General features: G+C 50.3%; 27 protein-coding genes. 7 read left to right on the forward strand and 20 right to left on the reverse strand.

Going from position 1 to position 26,250, the window contains the following annotated elements:
- Positions 1–157 precede the first annotated feature (157 nt).
- Positions 158–1,375 carry an SEC-C metal-binding domain-containing protein gene (locus tag JW499_RS10540; RefSeq protein ID WP_205210557.1) on the reverse strand — a complete coding sequence of 406 codons (1,218 nt, stop codon included), beginning with the start codon at positions 1,373–1,375 and terminating at the stop codon, positions 158–160.
- A gap of 54 nt (positions 1,376–1,429) precedes the next feature.
- Entirely contained in the window at positions 1,430–2,134 is a 705-nt protein-coding gene (locus JW499_RS10545) for a tetratricopeptide repeat protein (RefSeq protein ID WP_205210558.1), read from the reverse strand.
- Between the two features lie 337 nt (positions 2,135–2,471).
- Here JW499_RS10545 and JW499_RS10550 point away from each other — a divergent pair, with 337 nt between their 5' ends.
- Complete coding sequence (locus tag JW499_RS10550) at positions 2,472–3,431, forward strand: integron integrase (RefSeq protein WP_205210559.1); 960 nt, start codon at positions 2,472–2,474, stop codon at positions 3,429–3,431.
- A gap of 41 nt (positions 3,432–3,472) precedes the next feature.
- Here JW499_RS10550 and JW499_RS10555 read toward each other — a convergent pair whose 3' ends face one another.
- The 10 genes from JW499_RS10555 to exaC all read right to left on the reverse strand — a co-directional run bounded on the left by JW499_RS10555 (position 3,473) and on the right by exaC (position 12,336).
- Entirely contained in the window at positions 3,473–4,051 is a 579-nt protein-coding gene (locus tag JW499_RS10555; RefSeq protein ID WP_205210560.1) for a PhnA domain-containing protein, read from the reverse strand.
- 110 nt (positions 4,052–4,161) lie between these two features.
- Positions 4,162–6,174 carry an alpha/beta hydrolase family protein gene (locus JW499_RS10560; RefSeq protein WP_205210561.1) on the reverse strand — a complete coding sequence of 671 codons (2,013 nt, stop codon included), beginning with the start codon at positions 6,172–6,174 and terminating at the stop codon, positions 4,162–4,164.
- Positions 6,175–6,221: 47 nt separating this feature from the next.
- Complete coding sequence (gene pqqE, locus JW499_RS10565) at positions 6,222–7,397, reverse strand: pyrroloquinoline quinone biosynthesis protein PqqE (protein ID WP_205210562.1); 1,176 nt, start codon at positions 7,395–7,397, stop codon at positions 6,222–6,224.
- Positions 7,372–7,665, reverse strand: coding sequence for a pyrroloquinoline quinone biosynthesis peptide chaperone PqqD (gene pqqD / locus JW499_RS10570; RefSeq protein ID WP_205210563.1), 294 nt, complete (start codon positions 7,663–7,665; stop codon positions 7,372–7,374). The genes pqqE and pqqD overlap by 26 nt, the downstream gene beginning before the upstream one ends.
- Positions 7,662–8,447 (reverse strand): pyrroloquinoline-quinone synthase PqqC, encoded by a 786-nt coding sequence (gene pqqC, locus JW499_RS10575; RefSeq protein ID WP_205210564.1) that lies wholly within the window; start codon positions 8,445–8,447, stop codon positions 7,662–7,664. The genes pqqD and pqqC overlap by 4 nt, the downstream gene beginning before the upstream one ends.
- 11 nt (positions 8,448–8,458) lie before the next feature.
- Positions 8,459–9,406: a pyrroloquinoline quinone biosynthesis protein PqqB gene (pqqB, locus tag JW499_RS10580; RefSeq protein WP_205210565.1), complete on the reverse strand. Its 948-nt coding sequence runs from the start codon at positions 9,404–9,406 to the stop codon at positions 8,459–8,461.
- Between the two features lie 78 nt (positions 9,407–9,484).
- Positions 9,485–9,556 (reverse strand): pyrroloquinoline quinone precursor peptide PqqA, encoded by a 72-nt coding sequence (pqqA, locus tag JW499_RS10585; protein WP_003243383.1) that lies wholly within the window; start codon positions 9,554–9,556, stop codon positions 9,485–9,487.
- Between the two features lie 161 nt (positions 9,557–9,717).
- Positions 9,718–9,894: a DUF3012 domain-containing protein gene (locus JW499_RS10590; protein ID WP_205210566.1), complete on the reverse strand. Its 177-nt coding sequence runs from the start codon at positions 9,892–9,894 to the stop codon at positions 9,718–9,720.
- Positions 9,895–9,933: 39 nt separating this feature from the next.
- Positions 9,934–10,347 carry an alternative ribosome rescue aminoacyl-tRNA hydrolase ArfB gene (arfB, locus tag JW499_RS10595; protein ID WP_205210567.1) on the reverse strand — a complete coding sequence of 138 codons (414 nt, stop codon included), beginning with the start codon at positions 10,345–10,347 and terminating at the stop codon, positions 9,934–9,936.
- A gap of 468 nt (positions 10,348–10,815) precedes the next feature.
- A complete protein-coding gene (exaC, locus tag JW499_RS10600; RefSeq protein ID WP_205210568.1) occupies positions 10,816–12,336 on the reverse strand; it encodes an acetaldehyde dehydrogenase ExaC in 1,521 nt (506 codons plus the stop codon).
- A 303-nt stretch (positions 12,337–12,639) separates the two neighbouring features.
- Between exaC and JW499_RS10605 the strand changes: the two genes are divergently transcribed.
- A complete protein-coding gene (locus tag JW499_RS10605) occupies positions 12,640–14,199 on the forward strand; it encodes a methyl-accepting chemotaxis protein (protein ID WP_205210569.1) in 1,560 nt (519 codons plus the stop codon).
- A 29-nt stretch (positions 14,200–14,228) separates the two neighbouring features.
- On the opposite strand, the gene JW499_RS10610 is transcribed toward JW499_RS10605, so the two are convergent.
- A complete protein-coding gene (locus JW499_RS10610) occupies positions 14,229–14,855 on the reverse strand; it encodes a LysE/ArgO family amino acid transporter (protein WP_205210570.1) in 627 nt (208 codons plus the stop codon).
- A 106-nt stretch (positions 14,856–14,961) separates the two neighbouring features.
- Here JW499_RS10610 and JW499_RS10615 point away from each other — a divergent pair, with 106 nt between their 5' ends.
- The gene (locus tag JW499_RS10615) at positions 14,962–15,867 is read left to right on the forward strand and encodes a LysR family transcriptional regulator ArgP (RefSeq protein WP_205210571.1); all 906 of its coding nucleotides are present in this window, start codon (positions 14,962–14,964) and stop codon (positions 15,865–15,867) included.
- Positions 15,868–15,932: 65 nt separating this feature from the next.
- Here the strand turns inward: JW499_RS10615 and JW499_RS10620 are convergent, their stop codons facing one another.
- Entirely contained in the window at positions 15,933–16,538 is a 606-nt protein-coding gene (locus JW499_RS10620) for a cytochrome b/b6 domain-containing protein (RefSeq protein ID WP_205210572.1), read from the reverse strand.
- Positions 16,539–16,679: 141 nt separating this feature from the next.
- Between JW499_RS10620 and JW499_RS10625 the strand changes: the two genes are divergently transcribed.
- Both JW499_RS10625 and JW499_RS10630 read left to right on the forward strand, forming a co-directional pair.
- Positions 16,680–17,183 carry a helix-turn-helix transcriptional regulator gene (locus JW499_RS10625; RefSeq protein ID WP_332873970.1) on the forward strand — a complete coding sequence of 168 codons (504 nt, stop codon included), beginning with the start codon at positions 16,680–16,682 and terminating at the stop codon, positions 17,181–17,183.
- 115 nt (positions 17,184–17,298) lie between these two features.
- Positions 17,299–18,135 carry a 23S rRNA (adenine(2030)-N(6))-methyltransferase RlmJ gene (locus JW499_RS10630; protein WP_205210573.1) on the forward strand — a complete coding sequence of 279 codons (837 nt, stop codon included), beginning with the start codon at positions 17,299–17,301 and terminating at the stop codon, positions 18,133–18,135.
- A 171-nt stretch (positions 18,136–18,306) separates the two neighbouring features.
- Here the strand turns inward: JW499_RS10630 and JW499_RS10635 are convergent, their stop codons facing one another.
- From JW499_RS10635 to JW499_RS10660, 6 genes are all read right to left on the reverse strand, one after another.
- Entirely contained in the window at positions 18,307–20,070 is a 1,764-nt protein-coding gene (locus JW499_RS10635; protein WP_205210574.1) for a PQQ-dependent methanol/ethanol family dehydrogenase, read from the reverse strand.
- Between the two features lie 176 nt (positions 20,071–20,246).
- Positions 20,247–20,531: a hypothetical protein gene (locus JW499_RS10640; RefSeq protein ID WP_205210575.1), complete on the reverse strand. Its 285-nt coding sequence runs from the start codon at positions 20,529–20,531 to the stop codon at positions 20,247–20,249.
- A gap of 253 nt (positions 20,532–20,784) precedes the next feature.
- A complete protein-coding gene (locus JW499_RS10645; protein WP_205210576.1) occupies positions 20,785–21,690 on the reverse strand; it encodes a substrate-binding periplasmic protein in 906 nt (301 codons plus the stop codon).
- Positions 21,691–21,702: 12 nt separating this feature from the next.
- On the reverse strand, positions 21,703–22,146 hold the full coding sequence (gene pedF / locus JW499_RS10650; RefSeq protein WP_205210577.1) for a cytochrome c-550 PedF: 444 nt from the start codon (positions 22,144–22,146) through the stop codon (positions 21,703–21,705).
- A gap of 395 nt (positions 22,147–22,541) precedes the next feature.
- A complete protein-coding gene (locus JW499_RS10655) occupies positions 22,542–23,360 on the reverse strand; it encodes a tetratricopeptide repeat protein (RefSeq protein ID WP_205210578.1) in 819 nt (272 codons plus the stop codon).
- Positions 23,361–23,413: 53 nt separating this feature from the next.
- Positions 23,414–23,854 carry a cupredoxin domain-containing protein gene (locus tag JW499_RS10660; protein ID WP_205210579.1) on the reverse strand — a complete coding sequence of 147 codons (441 nt, stop codon included), beginning with the start codon at positions 23,852–23,854 and terminating at the stop codon, positions 23,414–23,416.
- A 157-nt stretch (positions 23,855–24,011) separates the two neighbouring features.
- On the opposite strand from JW499_RS10660, the gene JW499_RS10665 reads away from it, so the two are divergent.
- Together JW499_RS10665 and JW499_RS10670 are read left to right on the forward strand one after the other, a co-directional pair.
- Complete coding sequence (locus tag JW499_RS10665) at positions 24,012–25,193, forward strand: ABC transporter substrate-binding protein (protein WP_232846346.1); 1,182 nt, start codon at positions 24,012–24,014, stop codon at positions 25,191–25,193.
- A 37-nt stretch (positions 25,194–25,230) separates the two neighbouring features.
- Complete coding sequence (locus tag JW499_RS10670) at positions 25,231–26,211, forward strand: YVTN family beta-propeller repeat protein (protein ID WP_205210581.1); 981 nt, start codon at positions 25,231–25,233, stop codon at positions 26,209–26,211.
- Positions 26,212–26,250 lie beyond the last annotated feature (39 nt).

Genomic DNA, 26,250 nt, shown 5'->3' on the forward strand with positions numbered 1-26,250 from the left:
AGTGACTCACTAATCTCAGACTCCGCGCACCGCGCAAGACTCGATACGGGTGAGTGGCTAACTCTTACCCGACAGGGACTTTCACCCTGCAAGTTGTGACAAGCTTCGCTTGTCGCACTAACGCCGCATTCAGCGGCTTGTCCGCTGCAATGCTTTGTTAAATGCGCTCTATAGATACTATTGAACCTGGTACTTCACTACTGACCAAGTCATCTATTTCAAAGTGCACAGTATAATTCTCAGACATTGCAAGATTGTATATCGAAGTTTTTTTATCCTCTCTAAGGTTACTCCACCAATCCAAATTAAAAAAAGCATTTTCTGCGTATGCAAAAATACACTTCGTTAACCACGATTTGACGAACTCCGAACCTTTCTCAAAAACTTCCTCCAAGTATTTTTCTATAACACTATGCTCTTTCAAGTAAGAAACCACATAAGCAGCACAACCATTAACGGTTACCGTAGACAAAGAAAAATGTTGAAAGAGATACCTAGGATCACCTAAGTTCTGAACCTTGACTCCACTGATATTGTAATATGGCGACATTGTAGCGCTTACAGAAAGACAGAGAGGTTCATCAAAAACAATCACATAGGAAGAGAGCAAATCATACTCACCTTGTACTTTTGCTCTCTCATATTCATTTTTAATTGATGAAATATCTTCAAATCCTTTGATTACATCTCTTTTTAGGAGAAACAATTTTTCCTGAAGAATCAACTGTTCACTCAACTCATAGCCTTTATCCAAGTTTTCTAATTGCCAGACAACTGCTTTTTTAGCAGCACTTTTCTGATAATACTCATGGCAAACCGCACGATATGAACTAGCCCAGCAATTCTCCGGTGTAGCAATGAATTCATTTAATTCTATGTCTTTAAACAGCTCAGTATCATGATATTCACAGAACCCATAAAATATTGACGCTTCCTTTTTGATGCCTGTTTTTATATCTCTTAGCTGTTCAAAACCATTTATATTCCGATAGAAGGTTCCTACGTGACCATCTTTTGCCATACTAGACAGCACTCTACCTCGTTGCACTGTATGTGCACCTTTTATTGGAAGCTTACAGTTTCTATCATCAAAAGTAGCTGAACAGTATTTTTTACTGTCAAAAATCTTTGATAGCTCTTTTCTTACTTCTCCATCACTTATTTTTCGGTGCTTATCCCTTTCGAGATGACAGTCTTTATAGACTTTTCCACTTTGACACCAACAAGCTTGATAGCGCCCAGTTTGTGAGGCTTGGATGATTGCATGACAAAATCGAGTTTTAGTTTCCTCATCGAAGCTTCGTATCATACTGCTCAATCTTTCCGATAAATCATCCATATACTTCATTCTCCATTGAGCATTTAACGCCGCCATAATTTGCCGCCTGGAGCGCAGCGTAAGGCGGTCAAATTGATGGCTTTGTTATCTCTACTCACTCTCAGTTACTGTGATTTCTAGTGAAGTAAAGGCTGATGCTCCAGACAATATCTTCTTCGTTGCTTCTAGGTAACTATCTTCTTCTAACTCAAGTGCACTAATAAGTGCACTAGCAAATTGGTAGTCTTGAGCTTCGGCACGACGAAACCATGATAAAGCTTTGTCCCTATCGTTATTCTCTAAGGCAAGTATGCCCATGAAACATTGTGCATATGGCTGATTAGCCTCAGCTGACTGCAATATGAGCATCCTGCCTTTTTCAAGATTCTGCTTTGATACTATTCCAAAGTAATAGTCCATACCGACTCTTAAATCAGCCTCAGGAATCCCCTGGCCATGGGCCTGGTGATAAAATTTGAAAGCCGTTTCTTTACTTTTAGTGGTACCGTGACCGTATAAATAAGCCTGCCCCAGCATATAAAGAACCAATGGTTCATTCGAAACCGAGGCCTTTTGGTACCAATAGAAACTCATATCGTAATCTATGTCGGTGCCTAGCCCGTGAAGATACATCCACCCAAGATTATTTTGGGCCGATACATTGCCACTCTCTGCTGACTTAACAAAATATACCAGAGCCGCTTCGTAATTTTCTTTTTCATACGCCGCATATCCAGCAGTGAAATCACTATCCTCGACAGCGTGAGCACTTGCAGAAATTATAAAAAGAATAAATACGAGAATTCTAAAGTACATCAACTACCTCTTAGGAGATAACATTTTAATACTATGCCGGCGCATATGCATGCCGAGCTGAATTGACTAAAGGGATGATAACTATCAGATAGTAAAGAGGAATTTATAATCATCGCGATCTCCTTTAAGACAAAAACGAGAATGCGCATATGCATTCCTGGCCCGGCGTAGTATCCCACCAGCGTTTTTTACCTATCCCTTTGTTTTTATGATGTTTTGCTAATGATGCCAGCAGCAAAACGAGCCTTCTCAAACGATTAAACGAGCATAACCGCTGGACAGAATAAAATAAACTGTATATATACATATACGCATAATTTACACACGGAGGTGCCTTATGCCTAAAAGTCCTTTTCTGGAACAGGTTCGCAAAGAGATCAGATTACGCGGATACAGCATACGCACTGAAAAAACCTATCTTCTTTGGATCAAACGCTACATATTGTTCCATAAAAAAAAACACCCTGCAGAAATGGGTGCTGTGCAGGTAACAGCTTTTTTATCCTGGATGGCTAATCAACAACATGTCTCGATTAACACTCAGAAAACCGCACTTAACGCCTTAGCTTTTTTGTACAACAAAATTCTTAAGATTGAGCTGGGAGAGCTGGGCTTTAATCAAGCCAGACGCCCGAGAAAAATCCCTGTGGTGTTAACTCCGATAGAAGTTAATTCAATACTCAATCAGCTGGAAGGCCACAACCGGCTGATTTTCTCTCTGCTTTACGGAAGCGGCCTGAGAATTACAGAGTGTCTGCGTTTACGTCTTGAGGATATTTGCTTTGAACGTAAAGTATTATTGGTACGCAATGGGAAAGGAAACAAAGACCGTCAAACCATTTTAAGCCAGAGTCTGTTTCCAGTCATTGATGCGCAAATATCTAAAGCGATGGCGATCCAACAAGAGGACAACCGTCAGGGACTGGGGCCTTCTTTGCCCTTCGCCCTTGGTAAAAAATACCCAAACGCGTTTCGTCAACCGGGATGGATGTACCTTTTCCCCTCGACCACGTTATGTCCACACCCATTATCTGGCCAGTTATGCCGCCATCACTTACATGACTCAGCCCCCCGAAAGGCATTAAAACAAGCGCTCGCTAAAACTGATATTCGATTCAAGCGTGTAAGTTGTCATACTTTCAGACACTCTTTTGCGACCCACCTGCTTGAGGCAGGACGGGATATCCGCACCGTACAGGAACTGTTAGGTCACAGCGATGTTAAAACCACTCAGATCTATACACATGTGATTGGAGAACACTATGCAGGTACATCAAGCCCTTTAGATTTACTATAAAAAACGCGCCCTGAGGCGCGTTCTTAACATTCACAACCGAATCAGGATTTCTTCACAAACTTGGTCAGAATAACGATGCGGGTGCCGTTGACGCGGCCTTCGATATGTTCTGCGTTGTCCTGCACCAGTGAGATGCCCCGTACAGCGGTGCCGCGCTTGGCGGTGAAACCTGCGCCTTTGACATCCAGATCTTTGATCAGTACAACGTTATCGCCCGCTTCCAGTATCGCGCCATTGCTATCGCGGTGGATCACTTTTTCAGAGTCATCCAGATGATCACCGGTAGCTTTCGCCCAGAGTGAAGTTTCATCATCCAGATACATCATATCCAGCAGATCCTGTGGCCAGCCCTCACTCTTCAGACGGTTAAGCATCCGCCAGGCGACCACCTGAACAGCGGTTGCCGGGTTCCACATGCTATCGTTGAGGCAGCGCCAGTGGTTAGCATTCATGGTTTCCGGGTTTTCGATCTGGCTTTTGCAGGTGCTGCACACCAGTACAGAGTCATCGACACCACCCACTGAACCTGGCGGCACTTCATAGACACTCAGGTTATCAGTCGCGCTGCACAGCTCACATTTAGATTCGCTGCGGTCCCGTAGGGCTTGTTCTGTACTCATGATCACTCCGGTAGTTTATTCATGACAGTTAGTCACGATACCTCTGCCTAATGGCAGCAGGATTAAAGACGATGTTGTAAAGTCGCGCATTGTACCAGAAGATTAGCGCATCAGGTCAGAAGACGACGATAAAATTTCAGTTCAGCTTCGAGACTGTAAATCTGATTATCCGACTGTCGGAATCCATGCTGCTCTTCAGGATATAGATGATATTCAACCGGAATATTCTGCTGCTTCAGGGCGCTGACCATCATTTCGGTCTGCTGCGGCACCACCACCCGGTCTCTGCCGCCCTGAAAGAAGATCATCGGGCATTGAATCTGTGTGGCGTGTTCCAGCGGGCTGCGCTGGCTATAAAGGTCGGCATCTTTTTGCGGATCGCCGATCAGCCAGTCTAAATAGTGGCTTTCGAATTTATGCGTGTCCCGGGTTAACGCCAGCGGATCACTGACACCGTAATAGCTGGCCCCGCCTTTAAACCGGTCACTGAAGGTCAGCGCACAGAGGGTGGTGTAGCCTCCCGCGCTACTGCCCCGGATAAAGACATTTTCCGCGTCGATCAGACCTTCCGCCGCCAGATAATCAACCGCGGCTTCGGCATCCTGCCAGTCGGTATCTCCCCAGCTGCCCGCTAAGCGTAAGCGATAATCCCGCCCATAGCCGCTGCTGCCCCGGTAATTCAGATCGATAACCGCAAAGCCACGGCTGGTCCAGAACTGGATCTTAGGGTTGTACACCGGATAGGTTGCAGCGGTTGGGCCGCCGTGACTGAAAACAATCAAAGGTGGTTTTCCGGCGCTCCCGGGTCTCCGTTCCGGTTGATAAAAAAAACCATAGGCCGTTTCACCGCTTACCGGATAGCTGACCGGCCGGGGCAGGCTCGGTTTCAGCTCAGTTGCTGAACCACCGGTAATGACGGTGACGCTATTCCTATCATCCTGGTTTGGAGTGATATCCAGTATTGATGGTGACCGATCCTGAGCGGAGGCGATACAGTAGATCCGCCCTTCGAAACAGCAGATATGACGAAACAGGTGGTACTCAGATGCCAGCTGTTTTTCTTCAGTTACCCCGTGCTGATCTGCCGCTAGCACGCCGATGGCTAAGCGCCCCTCCCCCTGCTGCATATAACCGGCGACCCAGCGGTTTTCATCCAGCTGATCCCAGGTGGATACCCCCAGTTGCCACTGGGGAATACCAAAATCGTTAGACCGGGACCAGACCGGCTGGGCAACTCCGGCCGCTGAAACTGATCCCAGCCTCTCTGACGCTGATCGCTGCTCCTTTGACGCTGATCGCTGCTCCTTCGACGCTAATCGCTTCCTCGCCCCTGTCGAACCGGTTTCTCGCAGGTCACTCTCAATATCCTTCTCGCTATATAGATAACGGTATAAATTCCACCAGCCACTGTTATCGGTTATGGCAACCAGCGCGTTATCCTGCAGAAACCGGGGTTGCTGAATGGCTTCCTCGGTTGAATCTCCCGCGATCATTCGATGGCCGGTTAAAGACCCGTCTGTATTAATATTGGCGAGGTTGAGCCGGGTGCTGACCCAGGGCATATGGGGATGATCCCAGCTTATCCAGGCAAGCCTGCGTCCATCATGGCTGAGTGTCGGAGAGGCATAGAAATCATCACCGCTTGCCAGAACCGTCACCTGCCCGCTGACGCTATCAACCGCAATCAGCCGGTGTGTCGGTTGGGTGGGATTGTCGGTGGCCTGTTCCTGAACGGCGAGGATACGTTGAAAGTGTGGATCAAATAGCAGGTCGCCGTAACGGCAATCCGGGGTTTGGGTCAGTTGAAGCGGATGCAGAGTTCCGGCCTGCAACCAGATCTGCTGATCGGCGGCATTCACAAATGCGACTTGCTGACCGGCTACACACCAGCTTTTACCGCCGTACTCATAGACACCGCTGCGAACACTGAAATCCGCGGGCGTAAGACAGGTGGTTTTGCCTTCCCAGCTACGCTGAATCAGCAGATTGCGACCACCATCAGCAGGCCGGTACTCAACCCAGAAAAGCCCCTGTTCGCAGGCTTGCAGCTGACCATATTCCAGCCCCGCCGCCACCGCATTAGCGGCGGAGAGTGAAGATTCAAAAAAACCATACTTGGGCATAAACCGGTCGCATCCGCTCAGGCTGTTAAGAGCATCAGGCTATCATATCAGCCTTTGCAGAACACCTTTGAGTTGCGCTCGTTACGGTAGATCGGCTCTTTGTGAGAGGGTAGCTCGGCCTCTTCCCGCGCCTGAATAATCATGCCGTGATTGGGGGATTTACTGCACACCGGATCAGTATTGTTGGCATCGCCGGTCATCATAAAGGCCTGACAGCGACAGCCACCAAAATCCTTCTCTTTTTCGTCACAGGAGGCGCAGGGCTCTTTCATCCACTCATAGCCACGGAAGTGATTGAAGCCATTGGACTGGTTCCAGATAGCCTCGATACTCTGCTCCCGCACATTGGGGAACTCAATCGGCAGCATACGGGCACTGTGACAGGGTAACGCGGTGCCATCGGGGGTTACGGTGAGAAACACCTGGCCCCAGCCATTCATGCAGCCTTTGGGCCGCTCTTCGTAATAGTCCGGCGTGACGAAGATAATTTTGATCGGATTGCCTTCTGCGGCCAGCCGGTCACGGTATTCATTGGTGATCCGCTCGGCCCGCTCCAGCTGCGCCCGGGTGGGCAACAGGTCGTTACGGTTCTCATATGCCCAGCCATAATACTGACAGGTGGCCAGTTCAACATAATCGGCTTTGAGTTCAACACAGAGCTCGATAATACGGTCGATCTGATCGACATTGTGACGATGGGTGACAAAGTTAAGTACCATCGGATAACCCTGTGCTTTCACTTCCCGGGCCATCGCCAGTTTCTGTTTAAACGCTTTTTCAGAACCCGCCAGCAGGTTGTTCACTTCCGGGTCGGCCGCCTGAAAGCTGACCTGAATATGATCCAGCCCTGCCTCGCGGAAATCAGCGATCTTACGCTCGTTTAACCCCACACCGGAGGTGATCAGATTGGAATAGTAGCCGAGGTTACGCGCTTCCCGAATCAATTCAATCAGGTCCTGACGTACCAGTGGTTCACCACCCGAGAAGCCTAACTGCGCCGCGCCGAGTTCACGGGCCTGAGTAAACACATCGATCCACTCCGCGGTGCTCAGCTCGCCGGTTTTACTGGCGAAATCTACCGGATTGGCACAGTAAGGGCACTGAAGCGGACATTTATAGGTCAGTTCGGCCAGCAACCAGAGCGGCTGGCCATGACCAGGGAGATTACTTAAAGACGGTGCCTGTGAAGGCTGACCGTTACAGGCTGATCCAGAGTTGCTCACGGGCGTCTCCTAAAAAATCCAGAATATCCCGGTCGATCCCTTCGGCATCGGGGAACTTCGCCTGCAGTGTCAGGATAATATCCGCTACAGTTCGCCGACCATCGACCAATGCCAGCACTTCACCGGCAGGGCCGTTCAGTTTAACCATCCCCTCGGGATAGAGCAGTACATAACAGTCCTGCGCTTTCTCCCACTGGAAGCGGAACATGCGATTCAGCGCAGGCACCGATTCCAGGGTTATCGCAGCCGTCTGGTCTGCACTGCTCATGCAAACAGACCTTTATGGTAAATTTTCTCGTCGGTAACCGTATGGTACGGCGGACGGTTCAGTTCATATGCCATAGTCATGGCATCCAGCATAGTCCAGAGTACATCCAGTTTAAACTGCAGGATGTTAAGCATCCGCTCCTGCTGCTCGCGGGTTTTGTAGTAATCCAGCGTAATCTCCAGACCATGTATCACATCGCGACGGGCTTCGGTCAGACGGTTACGAAAGTACTGGTAGCCCTCTGCCTTGATCCAGGGATAGTGGCCCGGCCATGTATCCAGACGATTCTGATGAATCGTCGGTGCAAACAGTTCTGTCAGAGAGGAGCTGGCCGCTTCATGCCAGTCGGCCCGGCGGGCAAAATTGACATAGGCATCCACCGCAAAACGAACCCCCGGCAGGACGTGTTCCTCAGAGAGGATCTCTTCGCGGGTCAGGCCCACCGCTTCGCCCAGTTGCAACCAGGCTTCGATGCCGCCCACGGCGCCATCATAACCATCATGATCCAGCACCCGCTGTACCCAGTGACGACGGACTTCCCGGTCGGGACAGTTGGCCATAATCGCGGCATCTTTCACCGGAATGGAGATCTGATAATAGAACCGGTTAGCCACCCAGCCCTGAATCTGCTCCTTAGTGCAGCTGCCGTTATACATGGCAATGTGGTAAGGGTGCTGAGTATGATAGAAAGCGCTTTTTGCCCGCAGCGCCTGTTCAAATTCGTCCCGGCTCATGGGTGGCTGAACTGTTTGTGTACCCGCTTCGTTCATCTGTACATTCATGGTAAAACCTCTCAGAGTTCTATACCCATTCCATCCCAGGAGACTTCGATACCGTGGGCTTCCACTTCGGCCCTTTCCGGTGAGTCTTCATCAAGAATCGGATTGGTATTGTTAATGTGGATCAGCACTTTCCGGGGCTTATCCAGCGTATCCAGAAAGTCGATCATGCCACCCTTACCGGTTTCATCATTACGGGACTGCGCCAGATGGCCCATGGTGACGCCAAGCTTATCGCCAACACCGGAGGTGATCAGCTCGTCGTCGCGCCAGATGGTGCCGTCAACCAGCAGACAGTCCGCGTCTTTCATAATCGGTTTGAGGTGGGGTTCAATCTGGCCGAGACCAGGGGCATAGAACAGAGTTTTCCCGCTGCGGGTATCTTCTATCAGGATACCTATATTGTCCCCTGGGTGGGGATCGTTGCGATGCGGTGAATAGGGTGGCGCACTGCTGAGCAGCGCGACCGCTGTCAGTTTTAATTCGGGTACCTGAGGGATCACAAAGGTGTTGGTGCCCTCTTCTACCGATCCCTCAACGGGAATCCGGTTGCGCTTGATGCCGCCATTCCAGTGTTCCAGCATCTTAAAGATAGGGAAACCGGTGGTCAGATCCTGATACACCATATCGGTACACCAGACCTCATGGGGGCAGCCTTCACGCAGCATCAGCAGACCGGTGGTATGGTCGATCTGGCTGTCGATGAAGACAATCGCCGCAATGCCGGTATCACGAATCTTACGATTCGGTTGCATCGGCGCAAAATCGGCCAGCTGCTGGCGAATATCCGGCGAGGCATTAAACAGAATCCAGTCTTCACCGTTGGCACTCACAGCGATGGATGACTGAGTCCGGGATCTGGCATTGAGGGTTCCGGCCCGATAGCCGGCACAGTTACGGCAGTTACAGTTCCACTGGGGAAAGCCGCCGCCCGCTGCGGAGCCTAATACTTGTATTTTCATTGTTATTATTATCTTGTCGGTGGGTCTGAACAGAGAAAACTAAAAGACCCCGCCCGAAGGCGGAGTCTGATAGATTGCTTAGCGGTTAGCGAAGTACATTGTTACTTCGAAGCCGATGCGCAGATCTGTATAAGCTGGTTTAGTCCACATACTCATTACCTCTTTTGTTATTAGATTGTTCCAGTCTTGTGACTGTCTTTAATCATATGAAGAGGCGTGCCAATCACATATGGTACTTTGGAACTAAAAGCACTCCTGTTTTAGTCTATATAACATCTCCTGATGTCGGATTTCTGAATAACATCAGTCAGTTAGAAGATACAGCTTTTTGCAAAGTCTTTTGCTTCATTCGCTGTCCAGTCGCCCTTAGGCTTCTCTTTCAGCTCTTCGCACCAGGCTTTAGTGCCCACTTCAGGCGAGCAGCCCTGCAGGCTGATCACGGTAACGCCCATTGCCATTAGTAAACTCAGTTGTTTAATCATTTTCATCGATTGTTTCCCATTCCTTTTTTGTTAATCTGTTACCCGCTAATCGGTAACACGGCCCCGCAACGATTTAATCTGACCCCGCCTGGTTTTACTGTCCACCCGCCTGCGCTGGGATGAGCGGGTCGGTTTGGTCGGCTGACGCGCCTTCTGAACCACGGAGACACTGCGAATCAGTAACTGCAATCGCTGCAACGCGTCTTCGCGGTTTTTCTCCTGGGTGCGAAACTGCTGGGCTTTTATCACCACCACCCCCTCTTTGGTAATACGTGAGTCTTTTAACTGCAGCAAGCGTTCCTTGTAAAACTCAGGGAGTGAGGAGGCATGAATATCAAAACGCAGATGGATGGCGGATGAAACCTTGTTAACGTTTTGCCCTCCGCTGCCCTGAGCGCGGATTGCACTCAGCTCAATCTCGTCATCCGGTATCGATACATTGTTGGATATTATCAGCACAACTCAGCCCATTTCAGATCAATGGGCCGATTATATCAGTTTCCTCTGGCCTGTACGGACGGGATTGTCCTGCCGGACGTGATACGACCTCCGGCATTGCCGATTCAACCAGAACGGCTCTCTCACACAGATCATCATCAACGGCTCTGCAGCAAACCGGCATCGGCCGATAGGTCCAGAGCAGGCGAAAATACGTTTTCACAAAGTCTTTATTTAACCATACTCACGCCTATTCACTATAAGCTGAGCCAACAGGAAATAATTCAGGCAGAGAGATGGAAAGAAAAAAGGCGGCCAGAAGGCCGCCAAAAAACACCGACATAATCCGGCATGAAAAGAACACCGGATGCGGAGTGCATTCCACTCGTACAGAGTGGGCTGCGGTGCGAATCTCCAAACGACGACTGGAGACTGAGAAGCGGGGCAGACCAGCTGCCCCTGGGAATAGCTATAGGCGATAAATCCGGCTTAGAAGAAGCCCAGTGGATTGATATCGTAGCTGACCAGCATGTTCTTGGTCTGCTGATAATGATCCAGCATCATCTTGTGAGTCTCACGACCTACACCGGATTTCTTATAACCACCGAACGCAGCGTGTGCTGGGTACAGGTGATAGCAGTTTGTCCATACCCGACCAGCCTGGATACCACGACCCATGCGGTAAGAGCGGTTCATGTCACGCGTCCAGACACCGGCACCGAGACCAAACTCAGTATCGTTGGCGATTTCCAGCGCTTCAGCTTCATCTTTGAAGGTTGTCACGGCAACCACAGGACCAAAGATCTCCTCCTGGAAGACGCGCATCTTGTTGTGCCCCTTCATCAGAGTAGGCTGTACATAGTAACCTTTACTGAACTCACCTTCATTTGCGTGAGAGTCACCACCGATCAGGAACTCTGCACCTTCTGACTTACCGATCTCCATATAGGACATGATCTTGTCAAACTGCTGCTGAGAAGCCTGAGCACCCACCATGGTATCGGTATCCAGCGGATTACCACGTTTGATCTGTTTAGCACGCTCAATTACTTTAGCGATAAACTGATCGTAAATGCTTTCCTGAATCAGCAGGCGGGATGGGCAGGTACATACTTCACCCTGGTTAAAGAATGCCAGAACTGCACCCTCAACCGCTTTACTGACAAACGCCTCTTCCTGATCCATAACATCTTCAAAGTAGATGTTCGGAGACTTACCACCCAGCTCAACGGTTGATGGGATAATGTTATCAGCGGCACATTTAAGGATATGCGCACCAACCGGAGTCGATCCGGTAAAGGCGATCTTAGCAATACGCTTGCTGGTAGCCAGCGCTTCACCCGCTTCTTTACCAAAACCATTTACGATGTTCAGTACACCCGGTGGCAACAGATCACCAATCACTTCAATCAGTTTCAGGATAGAAACAGGGGTTTGCTCAGCAGGTTTCAGTACCACGCAGTTACCGGTTACCAGTGCTGGCGCCAGTTTCCAGGCAGCCATCAGCAACGGGAAATTCCACGGAATGATCTGCCCAACAACACCCAGTGGCTCATGGAACTGATAAGAAACAGTGTTCTCATCGATCTCACCCATGGAACCTTCCTGAGCACGGATACAACCGGCATAGTAACGGAAGTGGTCAACACACAGAGGCACGTCAGCAGCCAGTGTTTCACGAACCGCTTTACCGTTATCCCAGGTTTCGGCAACAGCAAGCATTTCCAGATTTTGTTCAATGCGATCTGCAATTTTCAGCAGAATGTTGGAGCGTTCTGTAACAGAGGTACGCCCCCAGGCGTCTTTAGCTGCATGTGCAGCATCCAGCGCCAGATTAATATCTTCTTCAGTTGAGCGCGGGATCTCACAGAATGCTTCGCCAGTGACAGGTGTTGTATTCTGGAAATACTGACCTTTTACTGGCGCAACCCACTCACCACCAATATAGTTTGTGTAACGTTCTTTAAAGGAAACAACAGAACCTTCGGTTCCTGGCTGTGCGTAAATCATTGTCCAAGCCTCTCTTTTTGTTATACACCGCACTCTGCGGGCCGTTTGACTACCCTTCCATATTAGTCAGTAACCCCGGTTTTCACCTATGCTCCCTTGGCACTGAAAAATTAGTTATTTAGTAGTAGTTTCATGTATTGAATACAATTACCACTTTGAGGATAAAGGGTTAGCAACATCGCCAGATAAAACATATTATTGAGATTGCCTTAGTAAACTGAACATTGACGGCCTGGCACAACATTCAGATCTAATGACTACACTGGTCAGGGCTGCAAGCGAAATAAAGGGGAGGCACTCCAGATGACCAGCAGTACACACAGTAAGGAGCGGGACTTCCCTGAAAGCAGCCGTTTAATTTCGACCACCACTCTGTCCGGGTGCATCACCTATGCAAATCAGAACTTCATCGATATTTCGGGTTATAGCCGCGAAGAACTGGTAGGCAAACCCCACAATATTGTCCGGCATCCGGATATGCCCGCAGCGGCTTTTGCTGACCTGTGGAGCAACCTGAATGCCGATAAACCCTGGCTGGGCGCAGTAAAAAATCGCTGTAAAAACGGCGATTACTACTGGGTGCTTGCGTATGTCACACCGCAATATGATAACGATGGCAAAAAAGTCGGTTATCAGTCGGTGCGCGGCCGGCTTCCCAATGAGATTAAACGTCAGGCACAGGCACTTTATGACCGGGTAAACAGCAATCCGAAACGGTTATCACTGTCCCGCATCCGCCTGAGTTACCGCATCCCCGCCACCGTCTTTTCAGGATTACTGGCCGTATCTCTGATCGGTATTACACCACTGGATATGCCGATAAAACTGTTGCTCTCCGGTCTGTTCACCTGCGCCATCAGCGCCCTCGCCTATTGGCAATTAACACCGCTGCAACACAGTCTTAATCAGGCGCTGAAAATCTATGACAACCCCCTGTCTCAGCAGGCGATCACCGGCAGGATGGATGAAATGGGTGCCTTTAATGTCGCCATTCAACTGCTGGAAGCCAAATTACATACCGTTACCGGCCGTGTAGAGGATGCCATCAAAACCCTCAGAGAGGTGATGGACATGACTCATCAGAGTCTCAACCAGACCACCACGGGCATTGAACAGCAGAATCTGGAGAGCGATATGCTGGCCTCAGCCAGTACGGAGATGGCGTCGTCCTCCCATAACGTTGCAGAAAACACCTCCCGGACTTCCGAGGTAACCCATCAGGCGGCAATGGAGGCCCAGAATGGCCGCACCACCATCAACGACATGCTCAAAACTATTGAACTGCTGACCGACGAGGTGAAGCAGGCTTCCGAGCTTTCTGACCAGTTACATAAGCAAACCGAAGAGATCGGCCATATCACGACCATGATCAATGATATTGCGAACCAGACCAACCTGTTAGCGCTGAATGCGGCCATCGAAGCGGCCAGAGCGGGTGATAATGGCCGCGGATTTGCAGTGGTGGCAGATGAGGTGCGGGAGTTAGCCATACGCACACAGAAAGCGACGGAGCAGATCAAATCCAGTATTGGCGCCGTTCAGAATCAGGTTCGCAATACCGCTGATACGATGAGCAAAACCCATACTCAGGCGAAAGACAGCATCAGCCGGGCGGAGATAGCCGGTCAGGCGTTCGATCAGCTGAGCCAGTCCCTTGATCAGATCTCCGATCAGAGCCAGCAGATCGCGCTGGCGGCCGATGAACAGAACGAAACAGCAGAGAGTCTCAGCAAGAGTATTATCTCAATACGGGATATTTCCGATAGCAATAAAGCGTCGATTAGCTGTACCAACCAGGCTATCGATAATCTCGCCCGACTGGTAACGGATCTGTCGCAGATCGTCAACCGGACCACTCGATAGCCAAAACGCCAATCTGATGCCCCTGCCCCTCAGGGGCTGAGGTTGCCGTTCAGCAGCAAAACCGCCAGCGTCCACATCATCACACAAACCAGCATATCGAGAATGCGCCAGCTGACCGGTTTGCGGAACAGCGGAGCCAGCCAGCGGGCGCCAAGACTCAGGGAAAAGAACCAGACAAAAGAGAACAGTGCCGCTCCGGCGCCAAACCAGTAGCGCTGCTGATCGGGATAGCGACCACCAATACTGCCCAGCAACACGACGGTATCAAGATACACATGGGGGTTCAGCAGACTCAGGGCCAGGGTGGCCAGCAGCGCCGACCTGAGGCTGGAAAAGTTGCTGCCGGAGAGCCTCAGGGATTCACTGCGTAACGCTGAACGAAGTGCATTCGCACCATACCACAGGAGAAATGCCCCGCCGGCCCAACTGATCAGTTTCAGCATCAGATCTGACTGACCGATCAACACCCCCATACCCGCAATACCGGCGGTAATCAGCAGCGCATCGATAACACTGCACAACGCCGCTATCGACCAGTGATACTCCCGGCGCACCCCCTGACTGAGAACGAACGCATTCTGGGCACCGATGGCAATTATCAGGCCGGCACTGGTCGCCAGACCGGCAGTAAACGGGGCAAATATCAATGACAGCATGAGGCAACCTGTTTCGATTTTCTGGAATGCAGCAAGGGTAAGAGATCGACAAAAGTTAGTAAAACTAATAATATTTATCTTTCATTAACAAAACTAATATAGATCTATGTTTGATTATCGTCAGCTAAAAGCCCTGGCCACTGTGATCGAAGAACAGAGCTTCGAGCGCGCAGCAAAGCGGCTGTTTTTAACCCAGTCGGCTATCTCCCAGCGGATCAGACAGCTGGAGGAATCAGCGGGCCAGTTACTGCTGGTGCGCAGCCAGCCATTACGACTGACCGCAGCCGGAGAACATCTGCAACGTCACTATCATCAAGTGACTCTGCTGCAGAGCGAACTGCTGAAAACCCTGGACAGTGCCCATCAGGAAGGATTTACCAAACTGACAATTGGTTTAAATGCGGATACCCTGGCTACCTGGTTTATGGATGCGATACACCCGTTACTGGCACAGAGTCCGATACTGCTGGATCTTCGGGTTGACGATCAGGATCAGACCCATCTGCTGCTTCGACAAGGCGATGTACAGGGTTGCATCAGCGCCAGCAACAAACCCTTACAGGGGAGCAATGCGGTCTTTCTGGGCATCAGTCGCTATCTTGCCCTGGCGAGTCCGGAGTATATTCAACGTTACTTTGCCAATGGCGTGACCGCTGAGACTCTGAGCCATGCTCCGGCGGTTGAATACAATGAGAAAGACGAGCTGCAGGACAGCTTCATTCAACGTTTCTATCCCGCAGTAGACGATTACCCCCGCCACCGGGCTCCCTCCTCTGAAGCGTTCACAGAGTTGATACGGCGAGGATTCGCCTGGGGAATGGCACCGGATCTGCAGATGCAGACTCTGATCGATCAGGGTGCGGTGAGGGAAATATCAGTGGGACAGTGTCTTGAGGTGCCGCTATACTGGCACAGCTGGAATCTGGTCACAGAAACCGGTCAAAAGCTGACGCAGCAGCTCACCCGGTACTGCCAGCACCATCTGCAACAATCCAGCAAACTGCCGATCTAGCGCAGCGTATCGTCGTTACACTGCGGCGGAGCCTGAGCAACGACGATAACCCGGGATCGCAGTTACTACTTTTCTTTGAAACCGGTCAGCATCGATTTAACCAATGATTCGTTATGCAGTCTGCTGGACATAACGACACCGGCGACATGCAGAAGAATCAACAACACCATCAGGTTAACGGAAAATTCATGTATCTCTTTCCAGAACTCATCGCCCTCACCCTCATCTTCATGCTCATACCCTTCATGCGCGTATGCCTGGCTGATAAGGTGTATCTGCGGGGCTGCTGCCAGCGGACCTTTACCCTCTTCAACCGCGTACAATTTCATTCCACTCAGGGTAATCAGCGTCAGCATCACCAGAAACGCCACTACCATCAGGCCTCCCAGTGGATTGTGTCCCAGGTAACGTGTCGGTTTACCGGACGTGATTCCCGAAATATAGGCCCTGGTCGAAGCAACTGAGGGCACAAAATCGCTAAACCGCGCATACCGGCTGCCAATCAGCCCCCAGAAAATACGTAATACAATCAGCGCAGCGATCGTATAACCGGAATAAACATGCAACCACTCGACCTCTTCAGCAGAGATATAGCTAATGGCAAACAGGGCCACCAGCAACCAGTGAAACAAACGCACAAACTTATCCCAAACGTAAACTTTTTCGGACATAATCCCACCATGTATGAAGACGTGAATAAAGATTCAGAAAAATAGTAAACTTACTGCTTTATAATTCCTTAAACAAAGCAGCAAATCGATCCGGCATCTGCCGGAGCAGATGATATAACAAAAATATGACAAGGATTTAACGTGTTGAAGCATTTCTCTCAGGATTATCTATTGATGCTATTCCTGGTGGTGATCGTCAGTGCCAGTGGCACCGACATCGCTGCGGATCTGTCCCACGGTGCCGGACTGACCCACCTGTTGCAGGAAATCACCATTTTACTCTTTGCGCTGATCATTCTGTCTTTGCTGATCTTTGATAACTTTATAAAAAAAAGCCAGATCCGACAGCTGAAGGAGGAGCTGGAAGCGGCAAAAAATATGCCGGTTCCCGAATCAGTTGCAGTGCTCGCGGCCCGGCAACAGCTGAGTCAGGCCATCAATGAACAGTTTACCGAGTGGCAACTGACAGCCAGCGAACGGGATGTTGGCATCATGCTTCTTAAGGGTTACAGTCTGAAAGAGATTGCAGCACTACGGGGCACTGCCGACAAAACAATCCGTCAACAGGCATCGGCTATTTATCAAAAGTCCGGGACACCGGGCAGACATGCATTCTCCGCCTGGTTTATTGAAGACCTGCTATAACCTTTTATTAAGGCGGCATATTAACCGGCGAATCTATTGACCCGGCGGATGAATACAACGATAGTCACCCGCCATCATGATGCTCTCAACCTAACCTTCTGATCAGGACACTGTTTTGCTAAGTTATCGACACTCATTTCATGCAGGCAACTTTGCCGACCTTCTGAAACATATCGTGTTGACAGAGATCCTCGAACATCTGATCAAAAAAGATAAACCATTTGACTATATCGATACCCACGCCGGGGCCGGTTTATATGATCTGCAGTCAGATCAGGCGGAAAAGCTGGGCGAGTTCAGCAACGGCATCGGTCAACTGAAGCCGGAGCAGTGGCCCGCCCTTGCCAGCTATTTCGCCGCCATTAGCCGCTGCAATCCGAAAGGTGGATTACGGTTTTATCCCGGCTCCCCCCTGATCGCCAGCCATTTCATGCGTCCCCAGGACCGCGCAACCCTGTATGAACTGCACCCAACCGATTTTAAATTACTCAGCCAGAATACCCGTAGTAATCGCCGCATCCGAGTATTGAATCAGGACAGCCTCGAAGGTCTCCTGTCTCTGCTGCCACCAGCTTCCCGGCGAGCACTGGTGCTGATGGACCCCTCATACGAAATCAAAAGCGACTATGACCAGGTGTTTAAAGTACTGAAAAACGCCCATAAAAAATTCGCCACCGGAACCTATGCGCTCTGGTATCCGGTGGTTGACCGACACCGTATCCGTAAACTTGAAAAGCTGTTTATCAGCAGCGGAATACGCAATATTCAACGCTTTGAACTGGGGCTTGAACCCGACTCTGCTGAACGGGGGATGACCTCATCAGGGATGATTGTTATCAACCCTCCCTGGACCCTGCTGGAGCAGATGAAAACCCTGCTACCTCAACTGGCTGACACCCTTGATAAGGGCAAAGGAGCGTTTTACAGCTGTGATATTCTGGTCCCGGAATAAAGACTGCCTGGGTTGATTCACGCAAAAGACTCACCGCCGGGGAAGCAGAGATCACCTGATAACCTCTTTCATGCGATTCTCCACTGCTATCTGTGATCACAATACTTTTTCAGCACAACAAAAAAAGCCGATGCAAATGCATCGGCTTTTTTATCTAAACGCTTAAGCGAATTAAGACTTAGGCAGTTTGAAGGTCCAGATTGAACCACCCTGATTCAGGTGTTTGATACGTTTGGCAACTTCACCACCCCACAGAGGCACCGCACCACCCCAGCCTGAGACAACTGAGATAAACTGCTCGCCATCCTGTTCCCAGGTGATCGGAGAACCAACGATACCGGAGCCGGTATTAAACTGATATTTAACTTCACCGGTCTTAGCATCGAAGCCTTTCAGGTAACCTTCCGGAGTACCGATAAAGACCAGATTACCTGCGGTAGCCAGAACACCACCCCAGAGTGGAGAGAAGTTCTGATAACGCCATACCTCTTTACCGGTCTTCGGATCCATAGCCCGCAGCACACCGATATGATCTTCACTCAGCGGCTTGATCGTGAAGCCTGCACCCAGATAGGCTGCACCTTTCTTATACGCTGTTGGCTCGTTCCAGATATCCATGCCCCACTCGTTGGAAGGTACATAGAACAGTCCGGTATCCTGGCTGTAGGCCATAGGCATCCAGTTTTTACCACCCAGGAAGGCCGGTACTGCATGTACAGAAGAGCCTTTCTTACCATCTTCAGAGGCACTTGGGTTGCCCGGACGCATCTCATCGTTGTAGATCGGACGACCATTCTTATCCAGACCCTTCGCCCAGTTGATCTCATCGATAAATGGGAAGCCGCGGATAAAGTCACCGTTGGTGCGGTTCAGGACATACATAAAGCCGTTACGGTCAGCGGTTGCAGCCGCTTTAACGGTTTTACCACCATCCTTATAGTCAAACGCGATCAGCTCGTTTACACCATCGTAATCCCAGCCATCATGAGGGGTAGTCTGAAAGTGCCATTTGATCTTACCGGTATCCGGATCGATCGCCAGACGGGAGGAGGAGAACAGGTTGTCGCCCGGACGCATATGGGAGTTCCACGGAGCCGGGTTACCGGTACCGATAAACACTGAATTGGTATCAGGGTCGTAAGTGCCACCCAGCCAGGTTGCTGCACCACCGCTCTTCCACAGATCACCAGGCCAGGTCTGACCAGGCTTACCGCCGGAGATACCGTTTTCTATTTTTTTGCCATCTTTCCAGATATAACCCATATGACCTTCAACGGTCGGACGGGACCAGAGGATCTTACCGGTTTTAGCATCATAGGCTTCAGCTTTACCCACAATACCGAATTCGCCACCGGACACACCGGTGATAACCTTGCCATTAACGATCATCGGAGCGGCTGTAATGGAGTAGCCCTCTTTATAATCTGCAACGGTTTTTTTCCATTTAACCTTGCCGGTTTTAGCATCCAGAGCGACCAGTTTGGCATCCAGTGTACCGAAGATCACCAGATCGTCGTACAGTGCGACACCCCGGTTGATCACGTCACAACATGGCATAATGCCATCTGGGAGACGAGCATTGTATTCCCACAGTTCGTCCCCGGTTTTGGTATCCACAGCGAATACCCGGGAATAAGAAGCGGTGACATACATCACGCCATCTTTAACCATCGGCTGAGATTCCTGACCCCGTTGTTTCTCGCCACCAAACGAGAACGACCAGACCGGACGCATATCTTTTACAGTATTGGTATTGATCTTATCCAGCGGACTATAACGCTGTCCGCGCGGACCCAGACCGTTGGATACCACATCTTCTACCGTACTCTGATCCTGCAGAATATCTTTATCGGTTACATTTGCCTGGCTCACGCCCGATAAAGACATTGCTGCAACCAGCGCTGACACAGCAAAACTGCCGCTGAACTTCTTCATTGCATTGCTCCTTGATTAAGGATTGTTCTTATTTTCTGACTCTCAACAGATCTGAGCAAAGATTCCAGACCTGCTGACATTCTGTAAATTTACACCCATTCCAACAATTAACCGGGGGAATGAGTTTTGTACTTACTTAGTAGTACTACCTGCCCTCAGGGCAGTCATACTATGGCTCATGCATTCAACACAGAGATAAATCCGCGTCGCTCAAACTCCTCCAGAACATCAAGTACATCGTACTCTGTGACATTCTTCAGATCTGAGAATGACGCCAGTGAGCGGGCGATCTGTGCACCACTGCAACTGCCGTCGCAAGCCTGTAGAGTGATCAGTGTCAGTCGATCCGGAAAGATAAGCTGCTGCGGGCCTTTCAACACCCAGCGATCATGCTGACCATCAAAATATAGCTTACAGTCGGCATTAAGTACCGGCATCAACCCAGGCATTGCAGTGATCATAACAAAGCCTCCCTCGCTAACACTGAACACACAGACAGATATCCTTTTGATTCCCGCCCGCTATAAACCGAGCCTTAAAAACAGGCGTTTAACCACCAGCCCCTGATACTAAACGCTGGTGAATACCGCGATATTGGCAACTCACCAGCCTGGTTCATAGCTCTGCAACGCAGGGCCGATATCCCAGGCTGAAACACACTATGCCCTGACACCGTTCCTCTTAATAAGGCTGACAGCACCAGAGCAATCGTTATTACTGAGCAACATCCTGATATAACCCTGGCAGCTCATAGCGCAGGTTATACCGGGCATATATCTTTTCTATCTCGCCACTGCGAATCAGTCGCTCAACCACTACGTCAACCTCATTACCCAGTTGACGATAGCGTTGCGAAACCGCCATGCCGATATCCCACTGCTGCTTACCCATGGTTGGAAAACCATTTTCTGCCAGCTTGTAGCGTGGATTTCCGGCCTGACCGATCTGCCAGTCGACCTCTGCCCGCATGCCCATGACAGCATCGACCTCGCCCGCCTGCATGGCAGCAAACGCTTCGCTATTGGAGAAATAGTGATGGGTGTTTTTCCGCATCCGCCCGCCAAAAGCGGAGGTCAGATAGAAGTCCGGCAGGCTATCAATTTCAACACCGATAGGGTGATACTGAAACACCGCCACTGTCCCTACCCGGTCAAGCTTTTCGCTATCAAATGCCACCTGCCAGCGTTCCCGCTGATAGGGTCCGAACAGCACCACCTGATCATTGATCAGCAGCCCCTGATCATCCCGCTTAAATGCGTATTCCCGATCATATGGCACCCGCATCATCACATCAGCCAGATGCTTTGCCGCAAGCGGATCATTCTCGTCTTTATCCAGGTAATGCCCTTTCCAGACATTATTACGCAGATCATCCTCAAGACTCTCATCCGGCGTGATCCAGTGAACCTCCATCTTCACGCCAAAGGCTTCAGCGATCCGATGACCAATTTCGATATCCACCCCTACGGGTATACCCTCTTTTTCAAAAGAGTACGGCGGGAAGTCTTTGTAAGCGCCAATGTGAATAACACCACTGGCGATTACATCATCGTAATAGCGAGCCTGAGCCGCACCTGCCCAACTCAGGGTCAATACAGTCAACAGCAGCAGAATTCGCATTTCAGACTCCGGTTACTCTGTGGTTGACACTGAAACCAACCAGGTGCGGATTGCCCAAAGAGCTTCCTGACTCAGGTAATCTGCCATCTTTGGCATGTAGACACGACCATCACGAACCGCACCGTTAATCACCCGGTATTTAAACCAGTCATCGCCTTCGATGCCGGGCTCAAGGTAGCGCAGATCCGGGGCAATACCACCTGAGATCGCTTCCAGACCATGACAGCGGGCACAGTTCTGGGTGTAGGCCGAAAAACCGATCTCCAATGCAACATCGTGTTTTTCGTAATCTTCACCATAGGGATTCTCATCCAGCCACTCATCACCCAATTGTTTCAGCTCATGAGTATCCACCGACTGCGGTGTTACATCACCATGCGCCAATACCTGCGCCGACAACAGCATAGAAAGAGTCCCCGCAGCAACAGCACCCAGAGTTTTAGTTGGCTTTCTCATTTACATCACCAGTCTTATTAGAGTTTTAAAAATTCTGGATCTCCCAGGCTTACCCTGGCACACACTTCACAAAAGAGCGGGAGATCGCTATAGGAGACATAATAGAACGGGAGGAGAAAGCTCCAGAATTCTGCTTTGGTGCCGAAAAACTAGTACCTTCGTACTAGCTATATCCGCTGAGATAGTTTTATTCTTATATATCATCAGCTTATAAATAAAAACATGAGAATATTATCTGCCTTTTATGAGCGATAATTTGCGAAACAGACAAAAACTGATATTAACAAAAGCCAGAATCAGCAGGGGAAAGCCATCTGACCAGGGCTCTTAATCGGTCAGAGTGCAGCGCAAAGCTATCCAGCCAAACGCTGAAATCTGATGGTTGAAGGATAGGATTATTGATCAATCTGTTTCAACTGATCCAGCGCCGGAGGATAGCTCTGGGCCGCTGATTTTTGCAACCACTGCTTTGCCAGACTATCGTCCTGCACCCGCCCTACACCGGTCTGATACATCACTGAGAGGGCATATTGTGCTTCAGCGTTACCCGCTTCTGCAGCTTGCATGAACAGCTCGGCAGCCCGGTCAATATCCCGCTCTACCGCCAGACCACTCTCATACAGCCAGGCCAGCCGGGTGACTGCGCGATAATCCGGTGGCGATGCTGCGGCCAGTGTTTCCAATTGCTCCAGGGCCTGATCACTGTCACCATGAATCAACAACGCCTCAACCTGCGACAGGGGGTCGCCAGGTTTATCACGTTCCAGACTGGCCAACAGACCTGCCGCATCACTATCACCATCCAAAGCGGCAACGGTTAACCAGTGGCGAGCCTGATCATGATTCTTATAGTCAGGTGAATGCAGATAGATCAGCCCCAGTTGATAGGCCGCCGCCCTGCTACCCGCTTTAGCGGACTGACGGTAAAGCTGCATACCCCGCCCAGGATCTTTATCGACGCCAACGCCCTGGATATAAAGGTTAGCCAGGTTAAACAGCGCTTCAGACCTGCCAGAACCACCAATATGCATCCACATCTGCCGCGCCAGATCGTGATGGCCCATTTTAAATTCGGCGTAAGCCATATAGAGCTGATTACTGGGCCGGGCATCAAGAAACTCCTCCGGCAGACCGCTATCAGCATCAGCCCCATGAACAGCTGCGGCCAGTGCCAGTGAAACAGTAAGAATGATCGAAGCGGAAACGTTTTTCATGGTTGAATCCGGTTGGCCCGTGACAGGGTTCATAAGCGTTTTAAGACAGGGAGTTACTTAACGATAAACACTCCTTCCATCCCTTTATGCCGTAGCCCCGCAATATAAAACTCGAAGGTTCCGGGTTTAACAGGCACAAAAAACAGCTCTGCACTGCCCTCATCTTCAAACTCCAGCTCGGTCAGACTGACCGCTTTAATCTCCATATCTCCCGCCTCTACCTTGCGCAGAAAGATCGAGGAAAAGAATTCCGGGGCTCGAAACGCATAGGGTTTTAAACCACTGGCAATCAGTTCAAGTCGATACGCTTTGCCGGTTTCCAGTTCATAGGTTTTTTGCGACAGACTGTAGTCACTCTCTTCGCTGCCCATCACCAGTTCAGGGAGACGCTGCGGCTTGAGAGTCAGATCCCCCTCTGCCAACAGCTTGCCGCTGAACATCATTGAGATAGTGATAGTGACCACCGCAATACCACTTAATATCACCCGCATCATGCCCATATTCCTCTGCTTATCATTATTTATGATCAATGCTAAGCTGATACTGCTTTTTAAAAATAGTACTTCAGAACTAATTGTTCAGTACTTTCCGCATATTTAACCCGCTTACGGTAGCACCTATCCTGAAAGCTTCTGACCAATGAGTTCTTATATGCGCACACTCAAATCACTATCCTGGATTCTGGCGGGCTCCATATTCAGTCTTTATGCTCTGGCAGCCCCCCAGGAGATCCGTATCGGCTACATCGCTTACCACCCCCATCAGGGACCGGTACTTTCAAACCTGATTCCGGAACCGGAAGACCGTGGTTTCAGTGGTGCCCAGCTGGGACTCAAAGATAACAACACCACAGGCCGCTTCCTGAAACAGCACTATACCCTGACCTCAGAACTTGCCGCATCACCGGAACAGGTCAATCAGATTGCACAGCGATGGCTCGGGGACGGTCTGAGACTACTGATTACGGATCTGCCAGAAAAGCAGCTGATCGAACTGAACCAACTGGCCAGCCCCTATGGCGCGATCCTGTTTAATGCCGGCAGTTACGCCGATGAGCTGCGCACCCGTGAATGTCTGGCAAATACCCTGCATACTCTGCCAAGCCGCGCTATGCTGACCGACGCCCTGGGACAGTGGAGTAATGCCCGGCGTCTGCAGCGCTGGCTGCTGATTAAAGGCTCGCAACCCGGGGACATCGCCTATGCTGACGCCCTGAAACGTACCGCTAAACGCTTTGGTCTGAAAATTGTGGCAGAGAAAACCTGGAGTTTTGATACTGATCTGCGGCGCACGGCACAGCGGGAATTGCCCCTGTTTACCCAGACAGATGAGTATGATCTGGTGGTTATTGCCGATGAACAGGGCGATTTTGGCGAATACGTGCTATATAACACCTGGTATCCAAGACCTGTGGCCGGCACTCAGGGGCTAACCCCGGTAGCCTGGCACCGGGTGGTGGAACAGTGGGGTGCGGCGCAGCTTCAGAGTCGTTTTGAAGACCAGTTTAAACGCTGGATGAACAGCAAGGATTACGCCGCCTGGGCCGCTATCAGGACGATTGGCGAAGCGGTCACACAAACCAAATCGTCTGACGCAGAAACCCTGTTTAATTTTATCAACTCAGATAAGTTTCAACTGGCTGCATTTAAAGGCCGTAAACTGAACTATCGCAGCTGGAGCGGTCAGCTGCGCCAGCCGATTCCATTAGTACAACCCCGTTCACTGGTCGCTCAGCCACCGCTGGAGGGTTTTCTCCATCCGGTCACCGATCTGGACACACTGGGTTTTGATCAGCCGGAGTCAAGCTGCAAAGTAACCTATGCTTCCCATTAACGCTTCCCGGAATAAGAAGAAAAACAGGATCTGCTCTATGAGATATTTAACCAAACTAGTCCCGTCTGTAGCGCTCGCCCTGAGTACCGCGATAGTATGTCATCAGGCGGTTGCTGAAACGGCTTATGTGTCAAACGAAAAGGACGATACCCTCTCCATTATCGACCTGGACACCCTGGAGGTTACCGATACGATCGCGGTAGGTGAACGCCCCCGGGGGATCATTTTCAGCCACGATAAAACCCGCCTGTACATCTGTGCCAGCGATTCAGATACGGTGCAGGTGATGGATCTGAAAAACAACCGTATCATCGCCCAGTTGCCGTCAGGGGAAGACCCGGAACAGTTTGCTCTGCACCCGGATGACCGGAGACTCTACATCGCCAATGAGAATGATGCAGTGGTCACGGTGGTGGATGTAACAACCCAGGAGGTGATCTCGCAGATTGATGTCGGGGTTGAACCGGAAGGGATGGCAGTCAGCCCCGATGGCAAATGGGCACTGGCCACCAGCGAGACCACCAATATGGTGCACTGGATCGATACTGAAACCCATGAGGTGGTGGATAACACCCTGGTAGACCAGCGCCCGCGACACATCGAGTTTAACAAAGAGGGCACCACTGTCTGGGCCTCATCCGAAATTGGCGGTACCGTGTCAATCATCGATGTTGCCAGTCGTCAGATAAGCCATAAGCTTCACTTCAAGATCAAAGGGGTACACCCGGACAAGATACAGCCAGTCGGTATAAAACTAACCGATGACGGCAAGTATGCCTTTGTTGCGCTGGGACCTGCCAATCATGTCGCGGTTGTCGATGCCAAAACCTATGAAATACTGGATTATCTACTGGTCGGTCGCAGAGTATGGCATATGGAATTTAATACTGACCAGAGCCGCCTGCTCACCACCAATGGTATCAGCGGCGATGTGTCGGTGATTGACCTTGACCGGATGAAGGTAATCAAATCGATCAAAGTGGGACGCTATCCCTGGGGAATCCGGATCAAACCCTGACTCCTTAATCCCCAGGCAGCTATCTGGCAACTATGAGCA

Origin of the sequence: Amphritea pacifica (assembly GCF_016924145.1) — a bacterium.
In the GTDB taxonomy this organism is placed as follows: domain Bacteria; phylum Pseudomonadota; class Gammaproteobacteria; order Pseudomonadales; family Balneatricaceae; genus Amphritea; species Amphritea pacifica.

Coding starts and splice junctions, on each gene's coding strand:
- JW499_RS10605 (WP_205210569.1), top strand. CDS start 12,640: ATGACCAGCAGTACACACAGTAAGGAGCGGGACTTCCCTGAAAGCAGC.
- JW499_RS10550 (WP_205210559.1), top strand. CDS start 2,472: ATGCCTAAAAGTCCTTTTCTGGAACAGGTTCGCAAAGAGATCAGATTA.
- JW499_RS10635 (WP_205210574.1), bottom strand. CDS start 20,070: ATGAAGAAGTTCAGCGGCAGTTTTGCTGTGTCAGCGCTGGTTGCAGCA.
- JW499_RS10645 (WP_205210576.1), bottom strand. CDS start 21,690: ATGCGAATTCTGCTGCTGTTGACTGTATTGACCCTGAGTTGGGCAGGT.
- JW499_RS10640 (WP_205210575.1), bottom strand. CDS start 20,531: ATGATCACTGCAATGCCTGGGTTGATGCCGGTACTTAATGCCGACTGT.
- JW499_RS10615 (WP_205210571.1), top strand. CDS start 14,962: ATGTTTGATTATCGTCAGCTAAAAGCCCTGGCCACTGTGATCGAAGAA.
- JW499_RS10670 (WP_205210581.1), top strand. CDS start 25,231: ATGAGATATTTAACCAAACTAGTCCCGTCTGTAGCGCTCGCCCTGAGT.
- pedF (WP_205210577.1), bottom strand. CDS start 22,146: ATGAGAAAGCCAACTAAAACTCTGGGTGCTGTTGCTGCGGGGACTCTT.
- JW499_RS10555 (WP_205210560.1), bottom strand. CDS start 4,051: ATGAGTACAGAACAAGCCCTACGGGACCGCAGCGAATCTAAATGTGAG.
- JW499_RS10560 (WP_205210561.1), bottom strand. CDS start 6,174: ATGCCCAAGTATGGTTTTTTTGAATCTTCACTCTCCGCCGCTAATGCG.
- JW499_RS10665 (WP_232846346.1), top strand. CDS start 24,012: ATGCGCACACTCAAATCACTATCCTGGATTCTGGCGGGCTCCATATTC.
- JW499_RS10620 (WP_205210572.1), bottom strand. CDS start 16,538: ATGTCCGAAAAAGTTTACGTTTGGGATAAGTTTGTGCGTTTGTTTCAC.
- JW499_RS10590 (WP_205210566.1), bottom strand. CDS start 9,894: ATGAAAATGATTAAACAACTGAGTTTACTAATGGCAATGGGCGTTACC.
- JW499_RS10610 (WP_205210570.1), bottom strand. CDS start 14,855: ATGCTGTCATTGATATTTGCCCCGTTTACTGCCGGTCTGGCGACCAGT.
- exaC (WP_205210568.1), bottom strand. CDS start 12,336: ATGATTTACGCACAGCCAGGAACCGAAGGTTCTGTTGTTTCCTTTAAA.
- pqqB (WP_205210565.1), bottom strand. CDS start 9,406: ATGAAAATACAAGTATTAGGCTCCGCAGCGGGCGGCGGCTTTCCCCAG.
- JW499_RS10660 (WP_205210579.1), bottom strand. CDS start 23,854: ATGATGCGGGTGATATTAAGTGGTATTGCGGTGGTCACTATCACTATC.
- JW499_RS10655 (WP_205210578.1), bottom strand. CDS start 23,360: ATGAAAAACGTTTCCGCTTCGATCATTCTTACTGTTTCACTGGCACTG.
- JW499_RS10540 (WP_205210557.1), bottom strand. CDS start 1,375: ATGGCGGCGTTAAATGCTCAATGGAGAATGAAGTATATGGATGATTTA.
- pqqD (WP_205210563.1), bottom strand. CDS start 7,665: ATGAGCAGTGCAGACCAGACGGCTGCGATAACCCTGGAATCGGTGCCT.
- pqqC (WP_205210564.1), bottom strand. CDS start 8,447: ATGAATGTACAGATGAACGAAGCGGGTACACAAACAGTTCAGCCACCC.
- JW499_RS10545 (WP_205210558.1), bottom strand. CDS start 2,134: ATGTACTTTAGAATTCTCGTATTTATTCTTTTTATAATTTCTGCAAGT.